The following is a 23,302-nucleotide window of genomic DNA, read 5'->3' as shown; positions in this document are numbered from 1 at the left end:
TTTCTGAAAATTCGAAGAGACCCGTCCGAGAGGACGGGTTTTTTATTACGAAAATGGTTGGTTGAGTTTAGAACTTATCCGCTTGTGTTTTGTAAGCTGCAGCTTCTTTTTCACAATGGTCCGCTAATTTTTTGTATTTATCCTTCTCTGCAGCATCAGCGGTTGCCTTTCCACCATGGGATTGACCAGCTAAGGACTTGTATTTATCAGCCAGATCTTTATGGTCTTTGGCTTTTTTGTTAAAATATTCTTTTGCGATCTTTTTCAGATCCGGAGTGGTTGCTTCCGCAATAAGCAGATTGTCCAGTTCGGTAAATGCAGAGATATTACCTGCCAGGATCAGGGAAAATAGAATGGTAGCTAAGGTTTTTTTCATAAAAACTCCTAATATGTGCCGACTAAGTTTACGGGTACAGTGTTCGATAGTCAATATTAAATTGATAGAATTTAACTTAACATTATATGGAATGCGAAATGACTTAAATCAATTAAACTTAAGATTTTTTGAAAGTTCCTTTTTTTGCATCGCATTCTTTTTTCGTTAAGGAGATCCAGCCCTTCCCTTTGCAGGAGTTTTGTCCTGAACAAGAATTTCCGTTAGCATGACAGTCGCTTTTTCCCTTACAGGAATTGACTCCGTGACATTCTCCTTTTGTATTGTCCGAACCTGCATCCTGTTTTTCGGAATATACTTCTCCGGATAAAAACAGTCCCGAAAGAGCTGCTCCGATAATCAATTTTTTAGTAGTGTTGTTCATTTATTTGTTCCCTCTTGTTAAATGGATTTCGTTCTTTTTTTCTTGGTGATAGGAAGGATTGGAAGAATATCCCCCAGTTTCCCTTCCTTCCAGAGCATGTAAATAGGAGGATATACTAAAAGTTCCAGAATAAAACTGGTCACGAGGCCCCCTACCATAGGAGCCGCGATCCTTTTCATCACGTCCGAACCTGTGCTAGCGGACCACATGATAGGAAGAAGTCCCATCATTGCAGCAAGAACAGTCATAATTTTAGGTCGGATCCTATGTACAGCTCCGTGAATAATCGCTTCTATCAGATCTTCCCTAGTTCTTAATCTTCCTTTTTTCTTAGCGTCCTCATAGGAAAGATCCAGATACAGAAGCATGAACACTCCTGTCTCCGCATCCAGTCCCATGAGTGCGATCATTCCCACCCAAACAGCGACTGAGATCTGGTAATCTAAGATGTAAAGAAGTCCAACTGCTCCTATTAATGAGAATGGCACTGCCAGAAGCACAATTGACGTTTTAATATAGGATTTGGTATTGAAATACAATAATAAAAATATAATGAAGATTGTCAAAGGTAGAATGTACATCATTCTTTCCCTCACACGTATCATATTTTCATACTGCCCACTCCATACTATTGAATATCCAGGAGGAAGTAGGATGGACTCTGAGACCTTTTTCTTTGCCTTGTCTACAAAACCTCCAATATCTGAGGTAGAAGGGTCCACATATACATAACCCGCTAAAAATCCATTCTCATCCCGGATCATAGATGGACCGGTTTTTGCGCCTATACTTGCAATTTCTGAAATAGGAATATGACCGAATTCTTTTGTGGGAACCAAAATGGTTTTGATCTTCTCCAAGGAATCTCGCAACTCGCGAGGATAGCGTACATTTACTGAAAAACGTTCTCTACCTTCGATGGTTTGGGTGATTGGTTCTCCGCCAATAGCTGCCACTATGATCTGCTGAGCGGTCTCCACTGAAATATTATATCTTGCTAATTTTTCCCTTCTTAAATTAAGATCTAGAAAATAGCCGCCTGCGGTTCTTTCCGCAAATACACTTCGAACATTTTTATCCGTTTTTAGAAGTGCCTCTATTTTGATCCCAATGGATTCAATTTCCTCGAGAGAAGAGCCTAAGATCTTAATTCCGATAGGAGTTCTCATCCCAGTACTCAGCATATCGATGCGAGTTTTAATCGGCATGGTCCAGGCATTTGTGGCACCTGGAAATTGCATCTCCTTGTTCATCTTCTCCACTAACTCGTCCTTAGTTAGCCTCTCGGATATAAAAGGAAGAAATGGATATTGGAAGATCCTTGGAAAGTTGGAATAAAATCTATCCGCCTTTCTCCATTCATCCTGTGGTTTGAGAAGTATCACAGTTTCCATCATGGAGAATGGAGCTGGATCCGTAGCTGTATCCGACCGTCCTGCTTTTCCAAAAACACGTTTCACCTCTGGAAAACTTTTCAGTTTTTTATCCATAGCGATCATTAGTTTTTCAGCTTCCGCTACCGAGATCCCGGGTAAGGTAGTTGGCATATAAAGAAAAGATTCCTCATAGAGTTGAGGCATAAATTCCGAACCCAAGCTAAAATATACAGGAATGGTTAGGACCACCAAAGTGAATGCGGAGACTATAATTGTCATAGGTCTATGAAGAACATAACGACAAGCCGGTTCATAAAATCTGAATAATATTTTACTGACTGGATGTTTTTCTTCCGGATAATATTTTCCTACAAGCATCGTAGTCGCTATTTTGGAGAAAAGAGCGTTCTTGAATTGGAAAGGCTCCATTCTTGTGAATAACATTCTGACAGCAGGATCTAAAGTGATGGCTAAGAACGCAGCTACTGCCATCGCTATATTTTTGGAATATGCTAACGGACGAAATAACCTTCCCTCTTGGTCCACAAGCGTGAATATAGGGAAGAATGCTACAGCTATCACAAGCAGCGAAAAAAATACGGAAGGTCCAACTTCCAATAGTGCTTCTAAGCGGACTGCATGATAGTCCCCTATTCTTCCTCCTGCTTCCCATTCTTCTAATTTTTTGTAAGCGTTCTCAACCTCTACAATTGCCCCATCCACGAGCACTCCTATTGAGATTGCCATTCCCGCCAAGGACATGATATTCGCATTTATATCCAATAGATTCATTGGAATGAATGCGATGATTACAGAAATTGGGATCGTAAGGATCGGAATAATGGCAGAAGGAAAATGCCATAGAAAAATGAGTATCACGATCGAGACTATGATCATCTCTTCTACCAATTTGAACTTCAAATTGCTGATAGCGTGTTCAATCAATTCTGATCTATCATAGGTGGTGATTAGCTCTGCACCTTTTGGAAGGTTCTTTTTTATTTCTTCCAATTTGGTTTTCACTCTTTCTATAACGGAAAGAGCGTTTTCTCCATGACGCATGACTATTGTGCCTGCGACTACATCCCCTTCTCCATCTAAATCAGCGATCCCTCGTCGAATATCCGGTCCGAATTGGACGGAGGCTACGTTTTTCAGAAGTACCGGAGTCCCATTAATATCGGTAGAAAGTGGAATATTTTCGATATCTGTTAGAGAGGAAAGATATCCCCTCCCTCTCACCATATATTCTGCGCCGGAAATTTCCAGTAGTCGTCCACCGGTTTCCTGATTACTTTCCCTGACTTTCTGGATAACGGTTTCGAAATCTACATTATAAGATCTTAATGCATTCGGATGGATGGTGATCTGGTATTGTTTCTTAAATCCACCTATTCCAGCTACTTCGGAAACTCCCGGAACGGAATTTAATAAGTATTTGAGATGAAAATCCTGATAGGTTCTCAAATCTACGAGTGAGTTATTACCAGTTTGATCAATTAAAGCATATTGGTATACCCATCCAACTGCACTCGCATCCGGACCTAATTCGGTTTTTACACCCGCAGGAAGTAGAGGTTGGATCCTGGAGAGATACTCTAATACCCTCGATCGAGCCCAATAGATATCAGTACCATCTTGGAAAATGACATATACATAAGAAAAACCGAAATCTGAGAACCCTCTGACTACCTTGATCTTAGGTGCACCTAAAAGAGAAGTGATGATTGGATAAGTAACTTGATCTTCCATGATATCCGGACTTCTGTCCCAGCGAGAATACACAATCACCTGAGTGTCTGAAAGATCCGGAATTGCATCCAAAGGAATAGTTTTCATGGAAACATAAGATGCGACAAGTATTGCCAATGTAACTAGAAGGACTAAAAACTTGTTTTCTGCGGAAAATCGAATGATATACTGAATCATATTCGTTTCCTTAATGAAGATGTGAAGAGTCAGAACCAAATCTGATCTTCGCTTCCGAATCGATCAAAAAAGTGGACTCAGTCACAACTCTTTGTTCTTCTTTCAAACCGGACAAAATTTCAACCCAAGGTTCTATATTCTTACCAGTCTGTACTGAAACCGCTTGGAATCTATCCGGGGCAGTTTGTACGTAAGCAATCTTTTGTTTTCCCGTATCTAAAATTGCGGAAGTCGGAACTGATAATACCTTCGGAAGAGAAACTTCTATCATCGCGTCTCCAAACATCTGGGGTTTTAAAAGTTGCCCTGGATCCGAAACCTCGCTCCTTAATCTAAGTGTGCGGTTATTCTTATCCAAAATCACATCTATACTTTTGATCTTTCCGATAAATTCTTTCTCAGGATAAACATCCGTTTTGAATTTTATAGGAAGTCCAACTTTAGCCGTAGTAAAATCTGATTCATAGATCTGAGAATAGATATGCGCCCTACCCGATTTTCCTCCTAAGATCAACTCGGATGGATCTCTTGCTCCGGAAGTCCAAATTCTAATCTGATCCTGGCTTAAACCCAATTGTCTAAGTCTTAACTGCAAATTTCTAAGGATTTCTGGAGAAAGAAATTCAGAAGAACGAGCTGCTTCTTTATATTCACTCAATGCAGAATATAATTCCGGATCATAAGCAACACTAGAATAAGCGCTGATTTTTTTTGTCAGGTTCCTTCTGCTCACTAACTCCGTTTTGATACCAATGGATTGTTGTTTTTCGAAGGAGAGAATTAACTCTTTGGAATTCTTCTCTGAAGTAGTTTCGGATAAGTGAGAAGAATGATCCTCTTCCTTTGATTCGTATGCTGCAGTCGTATGATCCTTATGCTCGGAAGGATTTTCCTTTTTGACCAAGTCCATATTACAAATAGGACAATTACCGGGACGATCGGAAGTGTAATGAGGATGCATCGGACAATAGTAGATATCCTTTTTAGAAGAACAGTCCGCTATTAAGGCCAAAAGAATTAGAATGGCCAAAAGTTTTCCGAGTAATCCTACAAATGAAGAAATAGAAAGATCATTTAGCTTCATAGGTGATCTCCCCGCAATTTTTCATTTTGGAATTGTATGGATTTTTGATCTCTTTACCCGAAGCTAGCCATTTTTTCTTGAGCATTGGGCAATAGAAAACGGAAATTCCGGATTTATCATGATGGCCAACAATCGATTCCAGCTCATTGGATAAACGTTCAAATAGTTCTCTCTTTTTAGAAAGATCTAAAGTTTTACCCAATTCTTCAGCAATTGGGAGCGCTTTTTTGAATTTTTCAGTATCTTTCTTGTGATCCGCATTCTCTTTCAGAAGTTGGACTAATTTTTGAACATCCAAATTTCCAGGTGTTTCTGAATAGATAGAAGAATGGATCTTACCTACTTCTCTTAAAACAAAAGTCTCCTTTCCTTCATGAGAGAATAGATTTCCTGAAGTCAGGATGAAAATTAAAAATAGATAATGTAATTTTTTCATAGGTTTATCCTCAGTTATGTTTATCATGCTCCGGAGTTTTATTATCCCTATAGATGAAACTCAGTAATTTTAACGTGTTCAGAATAGATTCGTTTTTGCGTTCTTTTAGATCTTCTAACCGAATTTTTGTGTTTAGGATTTCAGTTTGAGCAAGAAGTGTATCTTGCACATTTACTTTTCCGGAAGCATACTGAAAGGAACCGGCTCTTGCGGATTTTTCCAGTTCAGGGATCAGTCTTTTTTCTACCAAACGGATCTGATTGGAAACACCTTTGATGTAGGCGAGATTTCTATTTAGTTCAGAAAACATTTGCACTCTTGTTTTTTCGACAGAGTCCTTACCCACTTCTGCCAGATGTTCTGTTTCTCCCGTGATGGAATTCCATTTTAGAGCAGACCAAACCGGAACTCTCATATTCATTCCAAAACTGAAAAGATCTCCTCTATACTCCGTGGTATCCATAAGCCCATAATTTAAAGGTCCTTGGTCTAAGGCGAAAGTTTGGGATCTACGTTTCATGTAGGAGAAAAAAACTTCTGTTTGAGGAGCTAACGAATACTTTGTAAGTTTTGCTTGTTCCTTTAAACGTTTTTCTTCCTCTGCTTGTATCTTATATTCCGGAGAATCCTCAATCAATTGGGCTTGTGCAGTTAACAATGCTTCTAACTCTTCATTTTTATTCTCTAAAAAAGAATCCAAATCTATAGAGTATAGATCGGAGAAGGTAACTTTGTCGGAAATTTGGTAGTATTCGAGCTGAGACTTCAAGTCTTTCAACTGGGTCGTATATTCGGTTTCTTTCTCGATAGCTTCCGTTTTGGCAACTGTCGCCTTTAATACTCCTGATAAAGTATTCTCACCATATGAATATGAATTTTCACTAATGGACTTTTGTGCGCCGAGTAAAGTTAATATTCTTTCGTTGATGGCCTTCTTTTTTTCTGAATATTTGTATTTGTTCAATCGGCTGAAAAAATCCCCTAAGATCCGATTCACTCCAGCTATATAGGCAAAATTCGATTCTGTTTGCATTAGCTTGGAGATTTTTTTTTCAGTGCTCAATTTTCCCGGGAAAGGAAACTCTTGAGAGATGGATAATTCTATCCCGGTCATTGTGGGAGTGTCCAGCGCTCGATCAGAAGTGGAATACCCTCCTCGAGTTGGATAATTTCTGAAGGCTACCCCTATTTTAGGATCAGGTAATATACCAGTTGCATCAGAATGAGATTTATGAGCCTGAGAAAGTCCAGCTAATGATTTGGATTCAGGATGTTCTTTGACTAAAACATTCAAGATCTCTTCCAGGCTCTTTTTTTCCGCGTTTATCGCAGATGAAAAAAATGTATAAATTGATATTAAGACAATAAGTCTCGCGTTCATATTTCCTCCTAAAGATTAAAGAAAGAAAATATGAATTAAATAAGAAATACTTGGAGAGTGCTTAAACTAAGAGAATGTGAAGACGGGATCGGAATATAAGAATCGTCCAGAATGACGTTTTCTAATACAATCTGTGGTGAATTGAGTTCGGAGATAAATAGGAAGATCAGGACTTTATTTAATCCTAATTTTTCCCAATCTAAAAGTTTAGAAAGGTCCAAAGAAACGACGCTGTTCTCTTTAGGACAACATTCATTGGAAGATGACTCGCTCTTTTGCTCCGATTTTTCGGTTCTATGACAAGGAGGAAGTTGGGAAGTTTCCTTCTGTTTTTCGAGATAAGACATACTTACCGGACAATTTCCGGTTAGGTTATAAACGGACACGCAAGCGATTTGGAGAAGAAACCCTATCGCCAATACGGAACCGATTGCCTTTTTAGATCCTAAGCTCATTATCTTTCTCTATCTGACTGTATTAATTACGTAAAAGTCAAGAAAAAAAGGGAGAAGATCTTTATTGTTGGAAGAATGGATTGCTCAGAATGATCGCAGTTGGATAGACCACCTGAACTCTCACATACAGGTCAGTAGGTTTTAATCTATAGGAGCCTTTATTCTGATAAGAAGTATGAGAAAGAATTTCTGAATTCTGTCCAATGAAGTCTACACTGATCGGAGTATCTTCAAAATCGAAGTGGATCTCATTTTCCGAATTCAGGCCTATAGCTCCTAATTTAGGTTCAGCTAAACTTCTTTCCATCTTGCGAACACAAAGATAATTCCCTTCTTTCAGGGAACGAAGGACTTCTTTTTCATCTAGACTATCAGTGTTTACAAGAAGGTATCTCATTAAAGATTCTCCTTCTTGTTTATAAATTTCGGAACTTAGATCTCTCCAATTTGGAATTCCAGAAGTTCTAACTCTCAAATACTCATCCCTAGGAAGATAATGAAGATCATCTGAAGCCATACAAAAGGAAGGATGTTTCTCACTTAATACTTTATCCCAAAATTTAGGAATATCTCCGAATGGACTCATCACTTCCAATGCATCGTATTCTTTTAATTGAGATAGAAGTTTTATCGGAAATGATTCATTCAAAAGTGGATGGTTAATCACTACAAATCCATTTTTGGATTCGATTCTATCGATTACCCATTGTAAATTTTCCGGATCGGCGTAAAGAGGAAATAGATCATAACTTGCATCTTCCAAACCTAACACACTAAAATGTCTTTTTCTAAGATTGGTTCCCCATTCGAATCCTTTGATTTGAGCAAGTTTTGGGGAATTTGGACTGGTTACCCTTTCGTAATCGGTGAAACCTAAAATTTTATAACCATTTGCAGCATAGACTGTCTCTATCTCTTCCGGAGAATTCCTGCCGGGAGTGAACCAGGTGCGGTTCGTGTGTAAATGAATTCCAGCTTTTTGGAGTTTGAGTTTGGTATTTCTTTTATAAGGATTGGAATATTTTTCCCAATTCATCGAGGATCTAAAAGTATCCGCTCTAAAAATCGCCCAAGTGAGCAAATTTCCGAGTAATAATGCCCCGAGAAAGATAGAAACTAAGAAGATTATCGTACTTCTTTTCATTCTAGTGCTAGTACATAGATGAGGCTTTAAGCGAAAACTAGAATTCCGAGTTTAGAATGTTACAACTTGTATACGATTTCAAATATAGAATGTTTCGGATTAATCGATCTGTAACAGAGAAGATACAAATTCTGGATGATTCTTCGGTCGCACCTGGACGAACTCTATTTTAGAATGAAACCATTCCCTCTTGTATTGGTTCTTCCTGCATACAACGAAGAACTTACTATTGAAAAAACCGTCTTAGAATTTTATAAAGAGATCCCGAATGCATATTTTGTGATCGTAGATAATAATTCAAAGGACAAGACTTCTGAGATCTCCAAAAACGTTTTAGCGGAACACTCCATTTCGGGAGAAGTGTTATTCGAAGCAAGACAAGGAAAGGCAAATGCAGTTAGAACTGCATTCACAAAGATTGATGCGGAACTTTATATCATGTGTGATGCGGACACGACCTACCCTGCTTCTAAAATTCATTCTATGATCCAAACTTTGAAGGAAAAAGATTTAGACATGCTCGTAGGAGATCGTCTGAGCGAAGGAGATTATGGAAGAGAGAATAAGAGAAGGTTTCATTCCACAGGAAATAAACTTGTTCTAACATTGATTAACTTTCTATTTGGAACGAAACTCAAAGACCCAATGAGTGGTTATAGGGTATTCTCTCGTAGATTTGTGAAAAATTATCCGATCCTTTCTTCCGGTTTCGAGATAGAAATAGAAATGACCTTACACGCCTTAGACAAAAGGTTTCGCCTGGAAGAGATCTCAGTTCCGTATAAAGATAGACCCGCAGGGAGTTTTTCTAAACTGAATACTATCCGAGATGGATATAAAGTGGTGAAAAATATATTATGGATCTTTAAAGATTATAAACCTATGCACTTCTTCGGATTCTTTTCTGTCGTTTCCGGAATTTTGTCTTTGGTAGCGGGAACTCCTCCTGTAATAGATTATGTAGAATACAGATATGTGTATCATGTTCCCTTGGCAGTGCTTGCAACTGGACTAATGTTATTTTCCTGGATCCAAATAGCGATTGGACTCGTTTTGCATACAGTTTCAAAAATCCAGAGAACTAATTTTGAATTGAGATTGATCCGATTCGGAATGGAAATCCCATCTCGAAACCAGATGATCATTCCGACTGTCTCACAACGATCTTCAGGAAGTGAGAAAACGATCGTAAGTGGGAATATCTAAACTTTGTAGGAATTCCTACAAGGGTAAGGATCGCCCCCACCCTGAATCTTGGGTGGTGGGGAGAGGCCCGTGGGAGAAACCCGCCATCCCTATATCACAAAAAAGGCAATCTAGCAATCTAAATCTTTCATCTAAAAAATTGGAACGCAGATTCCGAATTCCGCCTACCCTTTCCCACTCAGAACTTGTATTTGCTATTTACTTTGGTGAAGAATCCAAAAGTACAATCCCACTTTCTGCAGCTACTTCTTGAAAATTTCTTTGAGGATGAGTTAATACTAATTCCAAAACGCTATTTCGATTGCAGATTATAGAAAGTCTTTCATTAGAATCCAATAAAAATGTTTCATCTTTAAACTTATAACTTCCCATCAGATAGATTTTCTTCTCTCGGTAAAACATAGGATAGAAGGAAAGGTATTTATAATATACGATCCGATTTCCGGAAATCTCTGCTTTATCGTAAAGACGGAGATTTCCATCTTGTAGAAAGGAAATGATCTTAGGAGTGATCGTCGATGATAGAACTCCAACAAAGATCAGCATAGAGATCCAAGTAGACGCCAAGAAAAGATCCTTTCCTTCTTCTTTCCCCTTTTTGAATTGTTGTAATCCTATGAAACCAATAAGAATTCCTATAATAAGAACCAATCCAGAAGAAGAATCCCAGAAATTGAAAACAGGTAATAATTCCTTTCCGACTCCCATCGTGGAACTGGAATATTCTGAGATTTGTGGTAGAAGTAGAAATATTAGACCTATGATTAACCCGATTCCTAAAAAGAAAAATGCAAAAGTTTTTGATTTTAAGATCTCCGGTTTTTCTAAGATCAAATAAGAAATAAAAAATGATAAAGGAAAATAGATAGAAGAAGAATAGTGAGGAAGTTTAGTTTGTACTATAGAAAATATCAGCAAAACGACTCCTAACCAAATTATAAAATACCGAGAGATCCTGGAAATTTTCGGATTGGTAAACATTCTCCAGTTCTTTGCTCCTGGAAATAGAAATACAGTCCAAGGGAAGAATCCTATGAACATTACGATAAAATGATAAAACCAAGGACCTGTATGAGATTCTAAAGACTTTGTTAGCAGTTTCTTTTGAAAATCGAAGAACTGGATTAAGAATTCATTCCCATATAAGATAAAATTCGTTAGGTAATAAAAACTTAATACAGCAATAGAAACAACTACGAATAGAATAAAATCAAAGATTCGAATCTTAAAATTTCGATCTAAGAGTCGATTTGCGCCAAATACAAAAAGTGGAATTGCCAAACCTAACGGACCTTTTGTCAAAACAGCAATCCCGCCAAAAAATCCTGCAGATAAGATCCAGATCGCCCTAGACTGAAAGTCCCCCTTCTCCTTTGTTTCATATAAATATAAGGAAAGAATAGATGCTAATATGAATGTATTAAATAAATGATCTATATAAGCGGTTCTGGAAAGTAGAAGAGGCAAAAGAGAGGCTGAATATAAAAAAGCCCAAACGTATCCGAATCTTTTAGAATGTAAAAGTGATCCGAATCTAACTAAGATCAAAAAGGAAAGGATCCCGCTAAAAACAGAAGGAAGCCTGGTTGAAAATTCTGAAAGTCCAAAAACTTTATAAAATAGATTTGCAACCCAAAAGAAGAATGGAGGTTTTTCGCTGAATGGCTGCCCATTAACTTGGATCCTGAAGTATTCTCCGGTCTCCAGCATGGACTTGGAAGCTGCACCATAAATATTCTCATCCCAATCAATAAGAGAAAAGCTACCTAAACCAAAAAGTAATAAGCCCAAATATATAAGAATTGTCAGAGGTAAAAACCAATTTCGCATCAACAAACGAATCTTCCTTGGAAGTGCTAACTTCCTTATTCCAAAGAAAGAAACATATCAACCTACGCATTCTAAAACTAAAGATCAAGATTCGCGTTCAGTTACAAATTGGATAAAAATTCGGATTTGCGATAAAGTTTTCGGCTTTTGTTTTTATTTCTATCAATAGGCTTCAATTCTAACGGTACAAATTTTGCGCTTTATGTTAAGAGGATAAAAAAAAGCCTAACTTTCGCTTACGAGAAGTTAGGCTTCAGAGTCGTACGGCGATTTATAATAAATATAAATCCGTGGTCCCGTCGAAAGAACCAACATTAGCTTAAAGCCAGCTCCCCTGCCGGAATACTACTTAAGTCAAACCGGCAGGTTAGCTATTGAATTACTTCAATAGCTGGAGCACGGTTTGAGGTTTCATGTTCGCCTGAGCGAGCATCGCAGTAGCAGCCTGAGTCAGAATTTGATATCTGGTAAAGCTGGTCATTTGCTCAGCCATATCAGTATCACGAATTCTTGATTCAGCCGCTTGGATATTCTCGTAAGCGTTCATCAAGCCCTTAGCAGCATGTTCCAGACGGTTGTAATAAGCTCCCAAGTCTGCTCTTTGTTTAGAAATTAATCTAAGAGCATCGTCAGCAAGACCGATTACGGAGTTCGCTTTTCCCGCCGTAGAAAGAGAGATGAAAGTCAGAACGGTCGGGTTTCTTAATCCCAGAGCCGCAGTGTTCATCGTTTCGATATACACTCTTTCTCTTTGGTGCATGTTAGCACCCATATGGAACCACATACTTGCAGTCGGGTTCAAACGAGCGAAAGCTCCAGTAAGGAGTTTCATTTTGTTGAACTCGGCCTGAGAAGCAATCCTGTCGATCTCGTCGACCAACTGAGATACTTCTACTTGTATTTGTTGACGGTCTTCTTCGGTATAAATACCGTTCGCAGCTTGCACAGCAAGCACGCGGATCCTTTGGACAACTTCATGGGTTTCTTGCAGATACCCTTCTGCTGTTTGGATCAAAGACATACCGTCTTCAGTGTTTTGTTCCGCCCTGCGTAAACCTCCGACCTGTGTCCTCATTTTTTCAGACACGGCCAAACCGGATGCATCATCACCTGCACGGTTGATTCTCATACCGGAAGACAACTTTTCGATGTCTTTGTTCATGCTTTCGCTATTGAACTTCAAAGTTCTGTGAGCGAAGATGGCACTGATATTGTGGTTAATAATCATTCGGTTCCTCCTTGAATCCGAATCTCTCCGAAGAGAGAATTTGATTTTCCTAGAGGTCTTCCTTGACCTCTTCCCCTTGAAAATCGGGAAGATCCTGAAATTGGAAGAGATACTTTTTTCTCCCAAAAGCAGATAAAAGATCCCTTCCTTCTGAAAGTGTATATGTCGCTTTTGGGCTATTGGAGAAGGTTTTAGCACGAAAATGCTTGCCTCTTTCGGGAGGCGCCAGAGTCTGAAAGCAGATGCTTGAAAAAATCTATCTAGCGAATCCCCGCGGTTTCTGTGCCGGAGTCAAATACGCAATTTCCTATGTGGAACAGGTCCAATCCAATTCGGAAGAACAGATCTATGTCCGCAAAGAAATCGTCCATAACCGCAGAGTCGTGGAAGATATGAAAAAAAGAGGCATTAAGTTCATTAACGAATTAGGTGAAGCACCAGACGGATCCACAGTAGTATTCTCCGCTCATGGAGTTTCTCCAGAAGTGGTAGAAGAAGCAAAGCGTAGAGGAATGAAGATCGGAGACGCCACCTGCCCTCTGGTCACTCGAGTTCACAGAAAAGCGCGCAGATATAAAGACTCTCATCAAATCATCTATATTGGGCACCAAGGGCATGACGAAGCAATAGGAACCATGGGAGAAGCCCAGATGTTCCTCGTGGAATCACCTGAGGATGTCCAAAAATTGATCGGAAAATTGGATATAAACAAACCGATCACCTATCTTATGCAAACCACTTTATCCGTGGCAGACACCAAACTAGTGGTGGAGAAGATTGCGGAATTATTCCCGAGCGTTGAACATCCAGCAAAGGATGATATCTGTTATGCAACTACGGAAAGACAAGAAGCAGTTTCTTCCATGATGGAAGCGATCGACGCAATGATGGTAATTGGCGCGGATAATAGTTCTAATTCGCTTCGACTTCTTCAATTGGCCCAAAAATCCAAACCTTCCTCTTTCAAAGTCAGCTCCTTGGAAGAATTAAACAAAGATTATATAGCTAATTCAGAGATCAAAATTCTGGGAATCACCGCTGGTGCCTCTACTCCTCAGATATTAGTAGATGAGATTATATCTAAACTTATACAATTCTACCCGAAAGCAGTTTTGGATCTTTTCCCTGACTCTAGGGAGGATTCCATGAGCTTTAAATTGCCTGCGAATCTTCTGATGTAGTCACTACGACAATTTGATTATGTCTCAAATTTGACTAATTTGAGTGATTTCCGTTCGAATAAGTCATTTTTGTGGAATTTTCTGCTAAAATGGTTGAATTAAGTTTATTTTCACGTAAATTTTCTGGCCTATATGGTCGGGGAAGATCTGCGGTTCGACACAGAAATCGGACTTTTTCAAATTATCGTTTCCCAAACTTCGGACGCAATTCTCGTTACAGACGCTGTTCTAAATGAGAACGGGCCATCTATTGTTTTTGTAAATCCAGCATTCTGTGAGCTGACAGGATATAGCGCCGAAGAATTGATTGGGGGTTCTCCCAAAGTTCTATTCGGAAAAGAAACGGACAGAAGAATATTACAAAATCTTAAAAATTGTCTATTGCGCGGCGACTCGTATTCTTCTTCTACAATTAACTATAAAAAAGACGGAACGAAATATTATTCTGAATGGAAAGTGTCTCCGGTCAAAGATCAAGACGGAAATATTACAAATTTATTATCTATTCAAAGGGATATCAGTGAAAAAATAATAAGAGAAGAATTAACTGCAAAAAGACTCAGATCAGAGATGGGGCTTACGGCTGCTTCACAGATCTTATTGAATACAACTCATGAAAGTTTTACAATAGAGAGAGCAATAGAACATTTTTTAGTTTTGGTAGAAGCTGAAAGAATCTATCTATATAAGAAGACCGCTAATCCAGATGTATTAGCATTACAAGCAGAGATTAAGAGCCCTTATTCAAGTGCAACTCTTGCAGAGACTCATCCTGAAATTTCACTTTCTTCTAAATTTGCCCGATGGAAACCTTACCTACTTCGGAATGATATCATTGAGTTTCGAACTTCGGATCTCCTTGATTCTGAAAAGTCATTTTACCAAGGAAGAAGGACAGATACAATTTTTCTATTTCCGATCCGAATGTCGGGAGATTGGTTTGGATTTTTGGGAATGGAATTCTTCGAACACGAATCCGGTCCGGAGGAACAGTTCACCTTTCGTACATTTGTAGATCTGCTTGGATTTTATCTAGAAAGAATGTCCATATTGGATGAACTAAAGATCCATAAAGAAAACTTAGAAGAAACTGTAGTCAGGCGAACAAAGGAACTTTCCGTCCAAAAAGAAAAAGCAGAAGCAGCGAGCACGGCTAAAAGTGATTTTCTTGCCAATATGAGCCATGAGCTTCGCACACCACTGAATGCTATCATTGGGCTTTCCAAATTAATCAAGATAGAAGATGAAAATTCTAACGATAAAAGATATTTGGACTTAATCCATAAATCGGGATTACACTTATTAGGTTTAATTAATGATATTTTAGAACTTTCTAAACTGAACGCTGGAAAGTCTTCCTTTTACTTTTCTGAAATGGATCTTCGAAAGGAATTAGAGCAGGTAGTTGAATTTTTAGAACCTGAACTTATAAGGAAGTATATACATTTAGTTTGGAGTGATCCGGATGAATTCACTTGTATGATCTGGGGAGATCCTAAACGAATTCGACAAATCTTCTTAAACCTGGTTAGTAACGCAGTTAAATTTACAGCCGAGCAAGGATCCATCTATCTTTCCATTAAAAAAGAAGGAAAAGATTGGGTTATCGAGATCACGGATACTGGGATCGGTATACCTGAAGCGGAACAGAAAAAAATTTTTGATGCGTTCTATCAGGTAAGAAATTCCAGATCTAGAGATACGGAAGGAACGGGTCTTGGGCTTTCCATTGTTCGAAAACTAGTAGAGGCACATGGCGGAAGTATCAGGGTCAAAAGCCAACAAGGGATAGGAACTTCTTTTTATCTGAACCTTCCTATATTGGAGCAAACTCCTAAACAATCTAAACCAAGGAAAAATTTCGCGGGGGCTTATCCTGATAAATTAAAAAATTTCTGCTTTATACAATTAGAATTATCGAACCAGAAAAACGCAGAACTCCTTACTCATTTTTTTAAAAAACAAAATCAACCACTACTGTTCAAAGAACTTAAAAAAGATAAGAGAATTGTTCTGTTCCAAGATTCAAATTCTCCTTTAAAGAATAAAATATCAGAAATTTGGAAAACAGTACTGATCCTCCCGGAAGAGACTCAAGATTTTGAAAAAAAATATTCCAAGGAGAATTTTGACTTCGTTCTTTCACAACCAATTTCCTTGGACGAGCTTAAATTAGTATTAGAAGAATTGGCGGATCAAATCAATGACTAACTCTACGAGTTCTGCAATCAGGAATAAACAGGAGAGAAAGAGTGTCGTCCGAGATCCTATACTTATAGTCGAGGATAAGTTAGAAAATACACTAATGCTCGAAGCTCTTTGCGACGAGTTCGGGATCCAATATCAATCCGCTTCCAATGGAGAAGAGGCTTTGGAAATGGCCAAAGCAAATAAATATTCATTCTATATTGTGGATCTTATGATGCCGGTGATGGATGGTCCTACTTTTATCCAGAGATTGAAGGAATTCCAACCGGACGCAACCGTTCTAGTTCAAACTGCTCTCGATTCCACGGACACTGTGATCGAAGTGATGAAACTAGGTGTATTCGATTATATAATTAAACCGATTCTTCCTGACCAATTCCATAAGGCTCTAAGTAAAGCTGTTGATTATCGTTTTTTAAAGGCGAGCGAAGCCGCTATTTTAGAAGCAGAAAGTTTAAAGCTCAGAAATCAATTGGAATGGCTAACTTATAAGGAAACAAGAAGGAAAGCAGGAGACGAATCTTGGGAGAAATCTTCCATACATTCTTTGCAAACTTCCCTATCCCAAGGATCAGGGATTGGGGCGATTATCAGTCTTCTGGATATGATTAAGACTGAAATGAAGGAGGAAGGAGATAATTATCTAATTAATAAAAGTATGATGAACCTGGTAATCGAGAATCAGGAGATTACCAAAAACCTGCTTAAGGGACTTACTCAATTATTGGAGATTATCAATCGAAATCTAGAAAAGAAGAAGATCAAAGCATCTGAAATTGTGGAGAAGATTAAACATTCCAGCGAGTTCATTCTACCCTATTTAGAAAAGAAAGGGCTCAGACTTTCTCTGCCAATTTTGAAAAAGGAAGTGGAATTGGATATTGAACCAGATCTGTTCCTTCTCGCCTTGGAAGAGGTGATCTTAAACGCATACAAATATTGCGCTCCTAAAACCTCCTTAGAGGTATTTACCAGTATTAATCAAGGTTATTTCTGCGTTGTGGTAAAGAACATTGTAGATGAAAAACCTTATGGAGGTGTGGATGAGAAACATGAAAATCTTGTTCTACAACCGTTCTTCCGAATCCACCCACCTGTAGAAAGTGTCTCCCATTTAGAAAGATTTGGTCTTGGTTTAGGGCTCACTGCTGTGGATCAAATCCTTAGAAAGCATAACGGTCTATTCTTTATTCATAATGCAAAAGATCATACCGGAGAACAGGTCCGTCTTTGTGTGATGAGCGAATTACTATTACCCATTCAGTGATAATGACAAGAAGGAGAATATGAAAAAAATCTTAATCGTGGATGATTCAGCCGTGTTTCGAAAGATACTTACTCTCCATCTTTCTCAGGCTTCTTTTTCCGTAATAGAAGCGGAAGATGGACTACAAGGTTTGGAGAAGTTAAAGGAAGGCAAAGTGGATTTGGTGGTAAGCGATATGAATATGCCAAACATGAACGGTATATCTTTCGTAAAGGCCATTAAGGAAGATTCTAACCATAAATTTGTCCCGATCATTATGCTTACGACTGAATCCCAAGACGAGTTGAAGACCGAAGGTTTAAAGGCCGGTGCTAAAGCTTGGCTTACTAAACCTTTTTCTCCGGAAGAACTTCTAAAAACGATCCAGGTTTTACTAGTATAATCAGGTAAATTTTATGTCTTTGGAAATTAAAGTATCTGAATTAGGCCAAAAGAATTCCAGACCGATATTTCATTTGGATCTTTCCGGAGAAGCTTCTATTTATTATGCTTCCGATTGGAAATCCAGATTACAATCTCTTTTGGATAAAAACCCTATCCGAATAGAGATAGATACTTCCGCTTTGGAAAAGGTGGATTCTAGCTTTGTTCAGTCTTTAATATTTCTAAAAAAAGATTCCTTATTTAAATCCTGGGATCTTGCTATCTTAAACCATCCAAATTGTTTATTAGAATTTTATGATCTATATGGTCTGATCGGATTTTTCCAAGACCGCATCCGGATTTCCAAAAAAGATTCCTCATCCTTTAAATTTTCTTATGGATTGGAGAAGGTGTAATGGATCTTTCAGAGATCAAAGAAGCATTCATACAAGAATCTTTGGAGTTACTATCCGGAGCAGAATTACACCTTCTGCGCATGGAAAAAGGGGAATTCGACGAAGAAGCAATTCATTCTATGTTCCGCTCCGTTCATACGGTAAAAGGAACTGCTGGAATGTTTGGCTACGAATCTATAGAAGAATGTTCTCACGAGTTGGAGACATTACTGGATTTGGCTAGATCGGGAAAAACAGAGTTAGACCCGGCTAAAATAGACTTTTTACTAAGAGCGATAGACCATTTAAAAAGAATTGTAGAAGATCCAATTCCCGGAAAAAATTTAAACACAGAATTAGAAGCGGAACAGGTTAAGATCATAAGTGAGGCCCAGGGGTTTACCGGCAAACCTTCTGAGAAAAAAGAAATCAGGAATTCTGGGAGTGGTTTAGATCAAACTAAAGATACCTCCGAAAAGCAAGGTAACGTTAACTCCGATTGGCAGATCACATTCTTTCCGGGTGAAAATATTTTTAAAGATGGAATGGATCCTTTTTCATTCTTAAAATACCTTAGAACGATTGGCGAGATCCAATACTTATATGTTTATAAAACGAAAATACCCGATTGGAATAGTTGGGATTCGGAAAGTTGTTATTTAGGTTACGAGGTCCAGCTCAAATCAAGTTCGAATAAGAAGGATTTAGAATCCGTCTTTTCATTTGTAAAAGACTCTTCCTTTTTAAGACTGATTCCTCCAAATTCTTCAGAAGAAATATTTCATACGATCGCAAATGAGGTCCCTTGCGAAAAGGGAGAATATTATAAAGCGTTGGAATTACAGGGTCTTCGCCTTCAGTCACCAATCACCATACATTCTACGGAAACTTCTAAAGAACAAAGTTCTTCCAAAAAGCCCGAAGGTGAAAAAGTACAAACAAATCAAATCGTACCTAAACTAATACGTATAGACTCAGCGAAAGTAGACCAATTAGTGAATCTTGTAGGAGAGTTGATTATCTCGGAAGCAAGTCTGGGTCGTTTGCTTATCGATAAAGAAGATTCAGACTTAAACGAGTCTGCAGAGTTATTATCGAGACTAGTAGGAGAGATTAGAGAGACTGCGATGGCTCTTAGAATGGTGCCTATCGGAGAACTTTTTGAAAAGTATAGAAGAACTGTTAGAGACATTTCTTTGGAACTTGGAAAGGAGGTTGATTTTGAAATTTTGGGTGGAGAAACCGAGCTTGATCGTTCAGTGATCGAAAAAATAAACGACCCTATTGTTCATATACTTAGAAATGCACTGGATCATGGAATTGAACCCAGCCAAGAAAGGGCTTCCGTTGGAAAACCTCAAAAAGGAAAATTAAAGATCCAGGCTTCTCATTCAACAGGAAGTATTTCAATCGAGATCTCTGACGATGGTAAAGGGATCAATCATGAAAGAATAAGACAGAAGGCAATCGAAAAAGGTTTAATAGATCCAGCTCAAGTATTAAACGAACAAGAAATTTTTAATCTTATTTTCCAACCTGGATTTTCCACAGCAGAATCAGTCACAAGCCTTTCAGGTCGTGGTGTTGGAATGGATGTTGTACTTCGCAATATAGAATCTTTAAGAGGATCCGTGAATGTACAATCCGAATTTGGAAAAGGTTGTATATTCTCTATTAGACTTCCTCTCACACTTGCGATTATAGACGGATTCTTAGTTAGATCCTGTGATTCTTACTTTGTGGTACCAATGGATTGGGTAAGAGAGACAATGGAGTCGGAGCTCCAACTTCTTCCGGAAGAAATTTCAGGTTCTATAAACTTAAGAGGAGAAGTTCTCCCTATTCTACATCTAGGAAGATTTTTGGGACTTCCTGATCCGGATGAAGGAAGAAAGAATGTTCTCGTTTTAGAACATGACGGCAGGAATTTCGGGATCCTAGTAAATGATCTACTAGGTGAGATCCAATCAGTAATCAAACCTTTGAATGAAATTTTCAAAGGAATCCAATGTATTAGCGGGACCTCCGTTTTGGGGACTGGAAAGATCGCGTTCATTCTGGACGTGCCTGGACTTCATTCATTGCTAAAAATCCAAAGAACTAATTTGAAAGATAGAACATTCGCTCGTTAAGTGATTCGATAATAAAGGAAATAATTAATTTATAGAATAGGTAAATCGTATGGGACAGGGTAAATTAAAACTAAGTGTTGTTGTTTGGTCTTTGTTGTTAGGAATAATTCTTACATTTGGATCAGCTGGTTGGAGTTATTTGTACGATCATGGATTTGAATCCGGGTCCTCTGATAAAATTTCGGTTTCTTCCGAAACAATATCTTCGGAATTAAAGGATTATGAATCCCGTTTGTATTCCTTATTTCTTCCCGGTTTAAGCAAAGAGTCCATTTCTTCTAAATTAGAAGATCTTAAAACGATCCAAAACGAGATCTCATCTAATCTGAAAGGATTTTCTTCCGGCGCAAAAAATCCGGAAGATCTACAACAATTCCAAAAAGATCTAGAGTCCCTCCAAGAAAGTATCATAGCGGCAAAGGGGATTTTGGGGATTCAGGCCAAGGATACGAAAGAAAATTTTTTAAATCAAGTTTCCGAAAATTCTCTGCCTAAATTGGAAAAATTGAAATCCGATTGGAGTAAGACAAGATCGTCGCTTTCTATTCCTGTCCAGAAAGAAGTTCCTGTATATTTTCATTTCCTATTCGCTATATTCGGGACTCTTCTCTTGCCTGCTCTTGTGATTTACCTAAAACCATTCTCTTCCGGTAGTCTCGTTTCTAACGTTCAGTCCGATTCCGGAGAATTTATTCGAATCAAAACAGCTTTAGATAATGTAACCACAAATATCATGATGGCGGATCAAAATTTAAAAGTCACCTATATGAACAAAGCTATCCGCAAAATGTTCGGGAATGCGGAAGAAGATATTAAGAAACAATTGGGACAATTTAGATTAGAGGCCCTTATGGGTTCGAATATCGATAATTTCCACAAAAATCCGGCTCACCAAAGAGGACTCCTAAAAGATCTTAATCAAACATTCCGCTCAACTATCGAGATCGGCGGAAGAAGTTTCGATCTAATTGCAAATCCAATACTAACCGAGTCCGGAGATAGATTAGGAACTGTGGTGGAATGGGCGGATGTAACCGAACAAAAGAAAATGTTGGAAGTCCGACGCCAGGAGAATGAAGAGCTGACCCGTATCAAAGTCGCTTTGGATAATACAAGTACAAATATTATGATCGCTGATACTCATCTGAATATCAAATATATGAACAAAGCGATTGTGAAAATGTTTGAGATAGGTGAAACGGATATCAGAAAACAACTTACTAATTTTCATTTGAATAAACTACTAGGATCGAATATAGACTCTTATCATAAAAATCCTGCTCACCAAAGAGGAATACTCGCTTCTTTCACAAATACTTTCAAATCTAGTATCGAGATTGGTGGAAGAAGTTTCGATTTAATTGCGAATCCGATTCTTACAGACAATGGAGACAGATTAGGCGCGGTTGTTGAATGGTCTGACGTAACTGAACAGAAAAAAGTTGCGGAAGCTCGTAAATTGGAAAATGAGGAACTTACTCGTATCAAGGTCGCATTAGACAATACTTCCACCAATGTGATGATCGCTGATAATGATTTTAACATCAAGTATATGAATAAAGCAGTATATAAGATGTTCCAAAACAGCGAAGGAGATATTAGAAAACAATTAGCTTCTTTCAATTTACAAAGTTTACTTGGAACGAATATCGATACTTTCCATAAAAACCCTGCCCACCAAAGAAATCTTGTCGGTAACTTGAATAGCACCTACGAATCTTCGATCGTGATCAGTGGTAGAACATTTAATCTAATAGCGAATCCTATCTTGAGTGCCGAAGGGCAAAGATTAGGAGCAGTTGTGGAATGGTCTGATATAACAGGAGAACTTGCAGTCCAAAAAGAAATTGAAGAGATAGTAGGTGCCGCAGCAAAAGGAGATTTTAAAACCAGGGTCCGATTAGAAGGAAAAGACGGTTTCTTTAAAAATTTAGGAGAAGGTATCAATTCTTTCCTGCAAGTCAGTGAAACCGGATTAAACGAAGTTGTAGATGCATTGCAAAGATTAGCGAACGGGGATCTGACTTCTAAAATAGAAAACGAGTATTTCGGGACATTTGGAAAACTGAAAGAGTACGGAAATACTACAGTAGATAAACTGAATGAGATCATGGGTGATATTGTCATGAAGGCAGGAAGCCTCGTAGGTTCAGCTGGAGAAGTTTCTTCTACTGCAAATTCGCTTAGTCAGGGTGCATCCGAACAAGCTGCTTCTGTAGAACAAACCACTTCTTCTTTGGAAGAAATGACTGCTTCTATTGATCAAAACGCTAGCAATTCCAAACAAACTGAACAGATCGCTAGCCAGTCCTCCAAAGATGCTGAAGATGGAGGTAAATCAGTAACTGAAACTGTAACTGCGATGAAACAGATTGCAGAAAAAATTTCGATCATAGAGGATATTGCTTATCAAACCAATCTACTTGCTCTTAACGCAGCGATCGAAGCTGCGAGAGCGGGAGAACATGGAAGAGGATTTGCAGTAGTAGCTTCTGAGGTTAGGAAGTTAGCAGAAAGAAGTCAGAAGTCAGCCAATGAGATCTCTGGCCTTGCCGTATCCTCGGTAGCAATCGCAGAAAAAGCGGGAAAACTCATTAATGAGATTGTTCCGAATATTAGAAAAACTGCAGATTTAGTACAAGAGATCACAGCTTCCAGTGAAGAACAAGCTTCCGGAGTAATTGAAATTAATAAGGCAATGGGACAGTTGGATCAGGTTTCTCAGCAAAATGCATCTGCTTCCGAAGAATTAGCTGCGATCGCGGAAGAGATGAATAGCCAAGCGGAATCTCTTAGAGAATCGGTACTATTCTTTAGATTAAGCAAAGAATCGCAAGGAAGAGAAACTACTGGGAATGGATCCAAAAGTTTAGCGGCAGTGAGGACTGTAAGTATTCCGGACAAACCTAAGTTCGAAAAATACTGAGGT

18 protein-coding genes are annotated in these 23,302 nt (G+C 38.5%); 8 read left to right on the top strand and 10 right to left on the bottom strand.

Annotated features, from left to right (window positions below; translation table 11 throughout):
• Positions 1-67: 67 nt before the first annotated feature.
• The 8 genes from CH377_RS11630 to CH377_RS11595 all read right to left on the bottom strand — a co-directional run bounded on the left by CH377_RS11630 (position 68) and on the right by CH377_RS11595 (position 8,563).
• Positions 68-376 carry an LIC_10421 family protein gene (locus CH377_RS11630; protein WP_100723964.1) on the bottom strand — a complete coding sequence of 103 codons (309 nt, stop codon included), beginning with the start codon at positions 374-376 and terminating at the stop codon, positions 68-70.
• 118 nt (positions 377-494) lie between these two features.
• A complete protein-coding gene (bufA2, locus tag CH377_RS11625; RefSeq protein WP_100723963.1) occupies positions 495-758 on the bottom strand; it encodes a BufA2 family periplasmic bufferin-type metallophore in 264 nt (87 codons plus the stop codon).
• Between the two features lie 17 nt (positions 759-775).
• Positions 776-4,063, bottom strand: coding sequence for an efflux RND transporter permease subunit (locus CH377_RS11620; RefSeq protein ID WP_100723962.1), 3,288 nt, complete (start codon positions 4,061-4,063; stop codon positions 776-778).
• 10 nt (positions 4,064-4,073) lie between these two features.
• On the bottom strand, positions 4,074-5,147 hold the full coding sequence (locus CH377_RS11615) for a heavy metal-binding domain-containing protein (protein WP_100723961.1): 1,074 nt from the start codon (positions 5,145-5,147) through the stop codon (positions 4,074-4,076).
• Positions 5,134-5,583 (bottom strand): LIC13259/LIC11441 family protein, encoded by a 450-nt coding sequence (locus CH377_RS11610; protein WP_100724052.1) that lies wholly within the window; start codon positions 5,581-5,583, stop codon positions 5,134-5,136. The genes CH377_RS11615 and CH377_RS11610 overlap by 14 nt, the downstream gene beginning before the upstream one ends.
• 10 nt (positions 5,584-5,593) lie before the next feature.
• A complete protein-coding gene (locus tag CH377_RS11605; protein ID WP_100723960.1) occupies positions 5,594-6,964 on the bottom strand; it encodes a TolC family protein in 1,371 nt (456 codons plus the stop codon).
• A gap of 35 nt (positions 6,965-6,999) precedes the next feature.
• On the bottom strand, positions 7,000-7,419 hold the full coding sequence (locus CH377_RS11600) for a hypothetical protein (protein WP_100723959.1): 420 nt from the start codon (positions 7,417-7,419) through the stop codon (positions 7,000-7,002).
• 61 nt (positions 7,420-7,480) lie between these two features.
• On the bottom strand, positions 7,481-8,563 hold the full coding sequence (locus CH377_RS11595) for a PHP domain-containing protein (protein ID WP_100723958.1): 1,083 nt from the start codon (positions 8,561-8,563) through the stop codon (positions 7,481-7,483).
• Between the two features lie 174 nt (positions 8,564-8,737).
• On the opposite strand from CH377_RS11595, the gene CH377_RS11590 reads away from it, so the two are divergent.
• Entirely contained in the window at positions 8,738-9,769 is a 1,032-nt protein-coding gene (locus CH377_RS11590; RefSeq protein WP_207797668.1) for a glycosyltransferase family 2 protein, read from the top strand.
• 198 nt (positions 9,770-9,967) lie between these two features.
• Here the strand turns inward: CH377_RS11590 and CH377_RS11585 are convergent, their stop codons facing one another.
• Together CH377_RS11585 and CH377_RS11580 are read right to left on the bottom strand one after the other, a co-directional pair.
• Positions 9,968-11,599 (bottom strand): ArnT family glycosyltransferase, encoded by a 1,632-nt coding sequence (locus CH377_RS11585; RefSeq protein ID WP_100723956.1) that lies wholly within the window; start codon positions 11,597-11,599, stop codon positions 9,968-9,970.
• Between the two features lie 379 nt (positions 11,600-11,978).
• The gene (locus CH377_RS11580) at positions 11,979-12,827 is read right to left on the bottom strand and encodes a flagellin N-terminal helical domain-containing protein (RefSeq protein ID WP_010515586.1); all 849 of its coding nucleotides are present in this window, start codon (positions 12,825-12,827) and stop codon (positions 11,979-11,981) included.
• Between the two features lie 242 nt (positions 12,828-13,069).
• On the opposite strand from CH377_RS11580, the gene ispH reads away from it, so the two are divergent.
• From ispH to CH377_RS11545, 7 genes are all read left to right on the top strand, one after another.
• The gene (gene ispH, locus CH377_RS11575) at positions 13,070-14,008 is read left to right on the top strand and encodes a 4-hydroxy-3-methylbut-2-enyl diphosphate reductase (protein ID WP_100723955.1); all 939 of its coding nucleotides are present in this window, start codon (positions 13,070-13,072) and stop codon (positions 14,006-14,008) included.
• 132 nt (positions 14,009-14,140) lie between these two features.
• A complete protein-coding gene (locus CH377_RS11570) occupies positions 14,141-16,219 on the top strand; it encodes a PAS domain-containing sensor histidine kinase (RefSeq protein ID WP_100723954.1) in 2,079 nt (692 codons plus the stop codon).
• Complete coding sequence (locus CH377_RS11565; protein ID WP_100723953.1) at positions 16,212-17,483, top strand: hybrid sensor histidine kinase/response regulator; 1,272 nt, start codon at positions 16,212-16,214, stop codon at positions 17,481-17,483. Before CH377_RS11570 ends, CH377_RS11565 begins: the two co-directional genes overlap by 8 nt.
• 19 nt (positions 17,484-17,502) lie before the next feature.
• Positions 17,503-17,865 (top strand): response regulator, encoded by a 363-nt coding sequence (locus tag CH377_RS11560; RefSeq protein ID WP_100705876.1) that lies wholly within the window; start codon positions 17,503-17,505, stop codon positions 17,863-17,865.
• Positions 17,866-17,878: 13 nt separating this feature from the next.
• A complete protein-coding gene (locus CH377_RS11555) occupies positions 17,879-18,262 on the top strand; it encodes an STAS domain-containing protein (protein ID WP_100723952.1) in 384 nt (127 codons plus the stop codon).
• Complete coding sequence (locus tag CH377_RS11550) at positions 18,262-20,373, top strand: chemotaxis protein CheA (RefSeq protein WP_100723951.1); 2,112 nt, start codon at positions 18,262-18,264, stop codon at positions 20,371-20,373. Before CH377_RS11555 ends, CH377_RS11550 begins: the two co-directional genes overlap by 1 nt.
• A gap of 49 nt (positions 20,374-20,422) precedes the next feature.
• Positions 20,423-23,299 (top strand): methyl-accepting chemotaxis protein, encoded by a 2,877-nt coding sequence (locus CH377_RS11545; protein ID WP_243402124.1) that lies wholly within the window; start codon positions 20,423-20,425, stop codon positions 23,297-23,299.
• The last annotated feature ends 3 nt before the right edge of the window (positions 23,300-23,302 follow it).

Source organism: Leptospira haakeii (genome assembly GCF_002812045.1).
Taxonomy (GTDB): Bacteria; Spirochaetota; Leptospiria; order Leptospirales; family Leptospiraceae; genus Leptospira_B; species Leptospira_B haakeii.
Note: the sequence above shows the minus strand (reverse complement) of the source record. Positions and strands in the feature narration are given on the sequence as shown.

Bases quoted from the DNA above. Each gene is read 5' to 3' on its own strand.
- CH377_RS11580 (WP_010515586.1), bottom strand. From the start codon at position 12,827: ATGATTATTAACCACAATATCAGTGCCATCTTCGCTCACAGAACTTTG.
- CH377_RS11570 (WP_100723954.1), top strand. From the start codon at position 14,141: ATGGTCGGGGAAGATCTGCGGTTCGACACAGAAATCGGACTTTTTCAA.
- CH377_RS11545 (WP_243402124.1), top strand. From the start codon at position 20,423: ATGGGACAGGGTAAATTAAAACTAAGTGTTGTTGTTTGGTCTTTGTTG.
- bufA2 (WP_100723963.1), bottom strand. From the start codon at position 758: ATGAACAACACTACTAAAAAATTGATTATCGGAGCAGCTCTTTCGGGA.
- CH377_RS11560 (WP_100705876.1), top strand. From the start codon at position 17,503: ATGAAAAAAATCTTAATCGTGGATGATTCAGCCGTGTTTCGAAAGATA.
- CH377_RS11550 (WP_100723951.1), top strand. From the start codon at position 18,262: ATGGATCTTTCAGAGATCAAAGAAGCATTCATACAAGAATCTTTGGAG.
- CH377_RS11605 (WP_100723960.1), bottom strand. From the start codon at position 6,964: ATGAACGCGAGACTTATTGTCTTAATATCAATTTATACATTTTTTTCA.
- CH377_RS11620 (WP_100723962.1), bottom strand. From the start codon at position 4,063: ATGATTCAGTATATCATTCGATTTTCCGCAGAAAACAAGTTTTTAGTC.
- CH377_RS11555 (WP_100723952.1), top strand. From the start codon at position 17,879: ATGTCTTTGGAAATTAAAGTATCTGAATTAGGCCAAAAGAATTCCAGA.
- CH377_RS11615 (WP_100723961.1), bottom strand. From the start codon at position 5,147: ATGAAGCTAAATGATCTTTCTATTTCTTCATTTGTAGGATTACTCGGA.
- CH377_RS11590 (WP_207797668.1), top strand. From the start codon at position 8,738: ATGAAACCATTCCCTCTTGTATTGGTTCTTCCTGCATACAACGAAGAA.
- CH377_RS11630 (WP_100723964.1), bottom strand. From the start codon at position 376: ATGAAAAAAACCTTAGCTACCATTCTATTTTCCCTGATCCTGGCAGGT.
- CH377_RS11595 (WP_100723958.1), bottom strand. From the start codon at position 8,563: ATGAAAAGAAGTACGATAATCTTCTTAGTTTCTATCTTTCTCGGGGCA.
- CH377_RS11565 (WP_100723953.1), top strand. From the start codon at position 16,212: ATGACTAACTCTACGAGTTCTGCAATCAGGAATAAACAGGAGAGAAAG.
- ispH (WP_100723955.1), top strand. From the start codon at position 13,070: ATGCTTGAAAAAATCTATCTAGCGAATCCCCGCGGTTTCTGTGCCGGA.
- CH377_RS11585 (WP_100723956.1), bottom strand. From the start codon at position 11,599: ATGCGAAATTGGTTTTTACCTCTGACAATTCTTATATATTTGGGCTTA.
- CH377_RS11600 (WP_100723959.1), bottom strand. From the start codon at position 7,419: ATGAGCTTAGGATCTAAAAAGGCAATCGGTTCCGTATTGGCGATAGGG.
- CH377_RS11610 (WP_100724052.1), bottom strand. From the start codon at position 5,583: ATGAAAAAATTACATTATCTATTTTTAATTTTCATCCTGACTTCAGGA.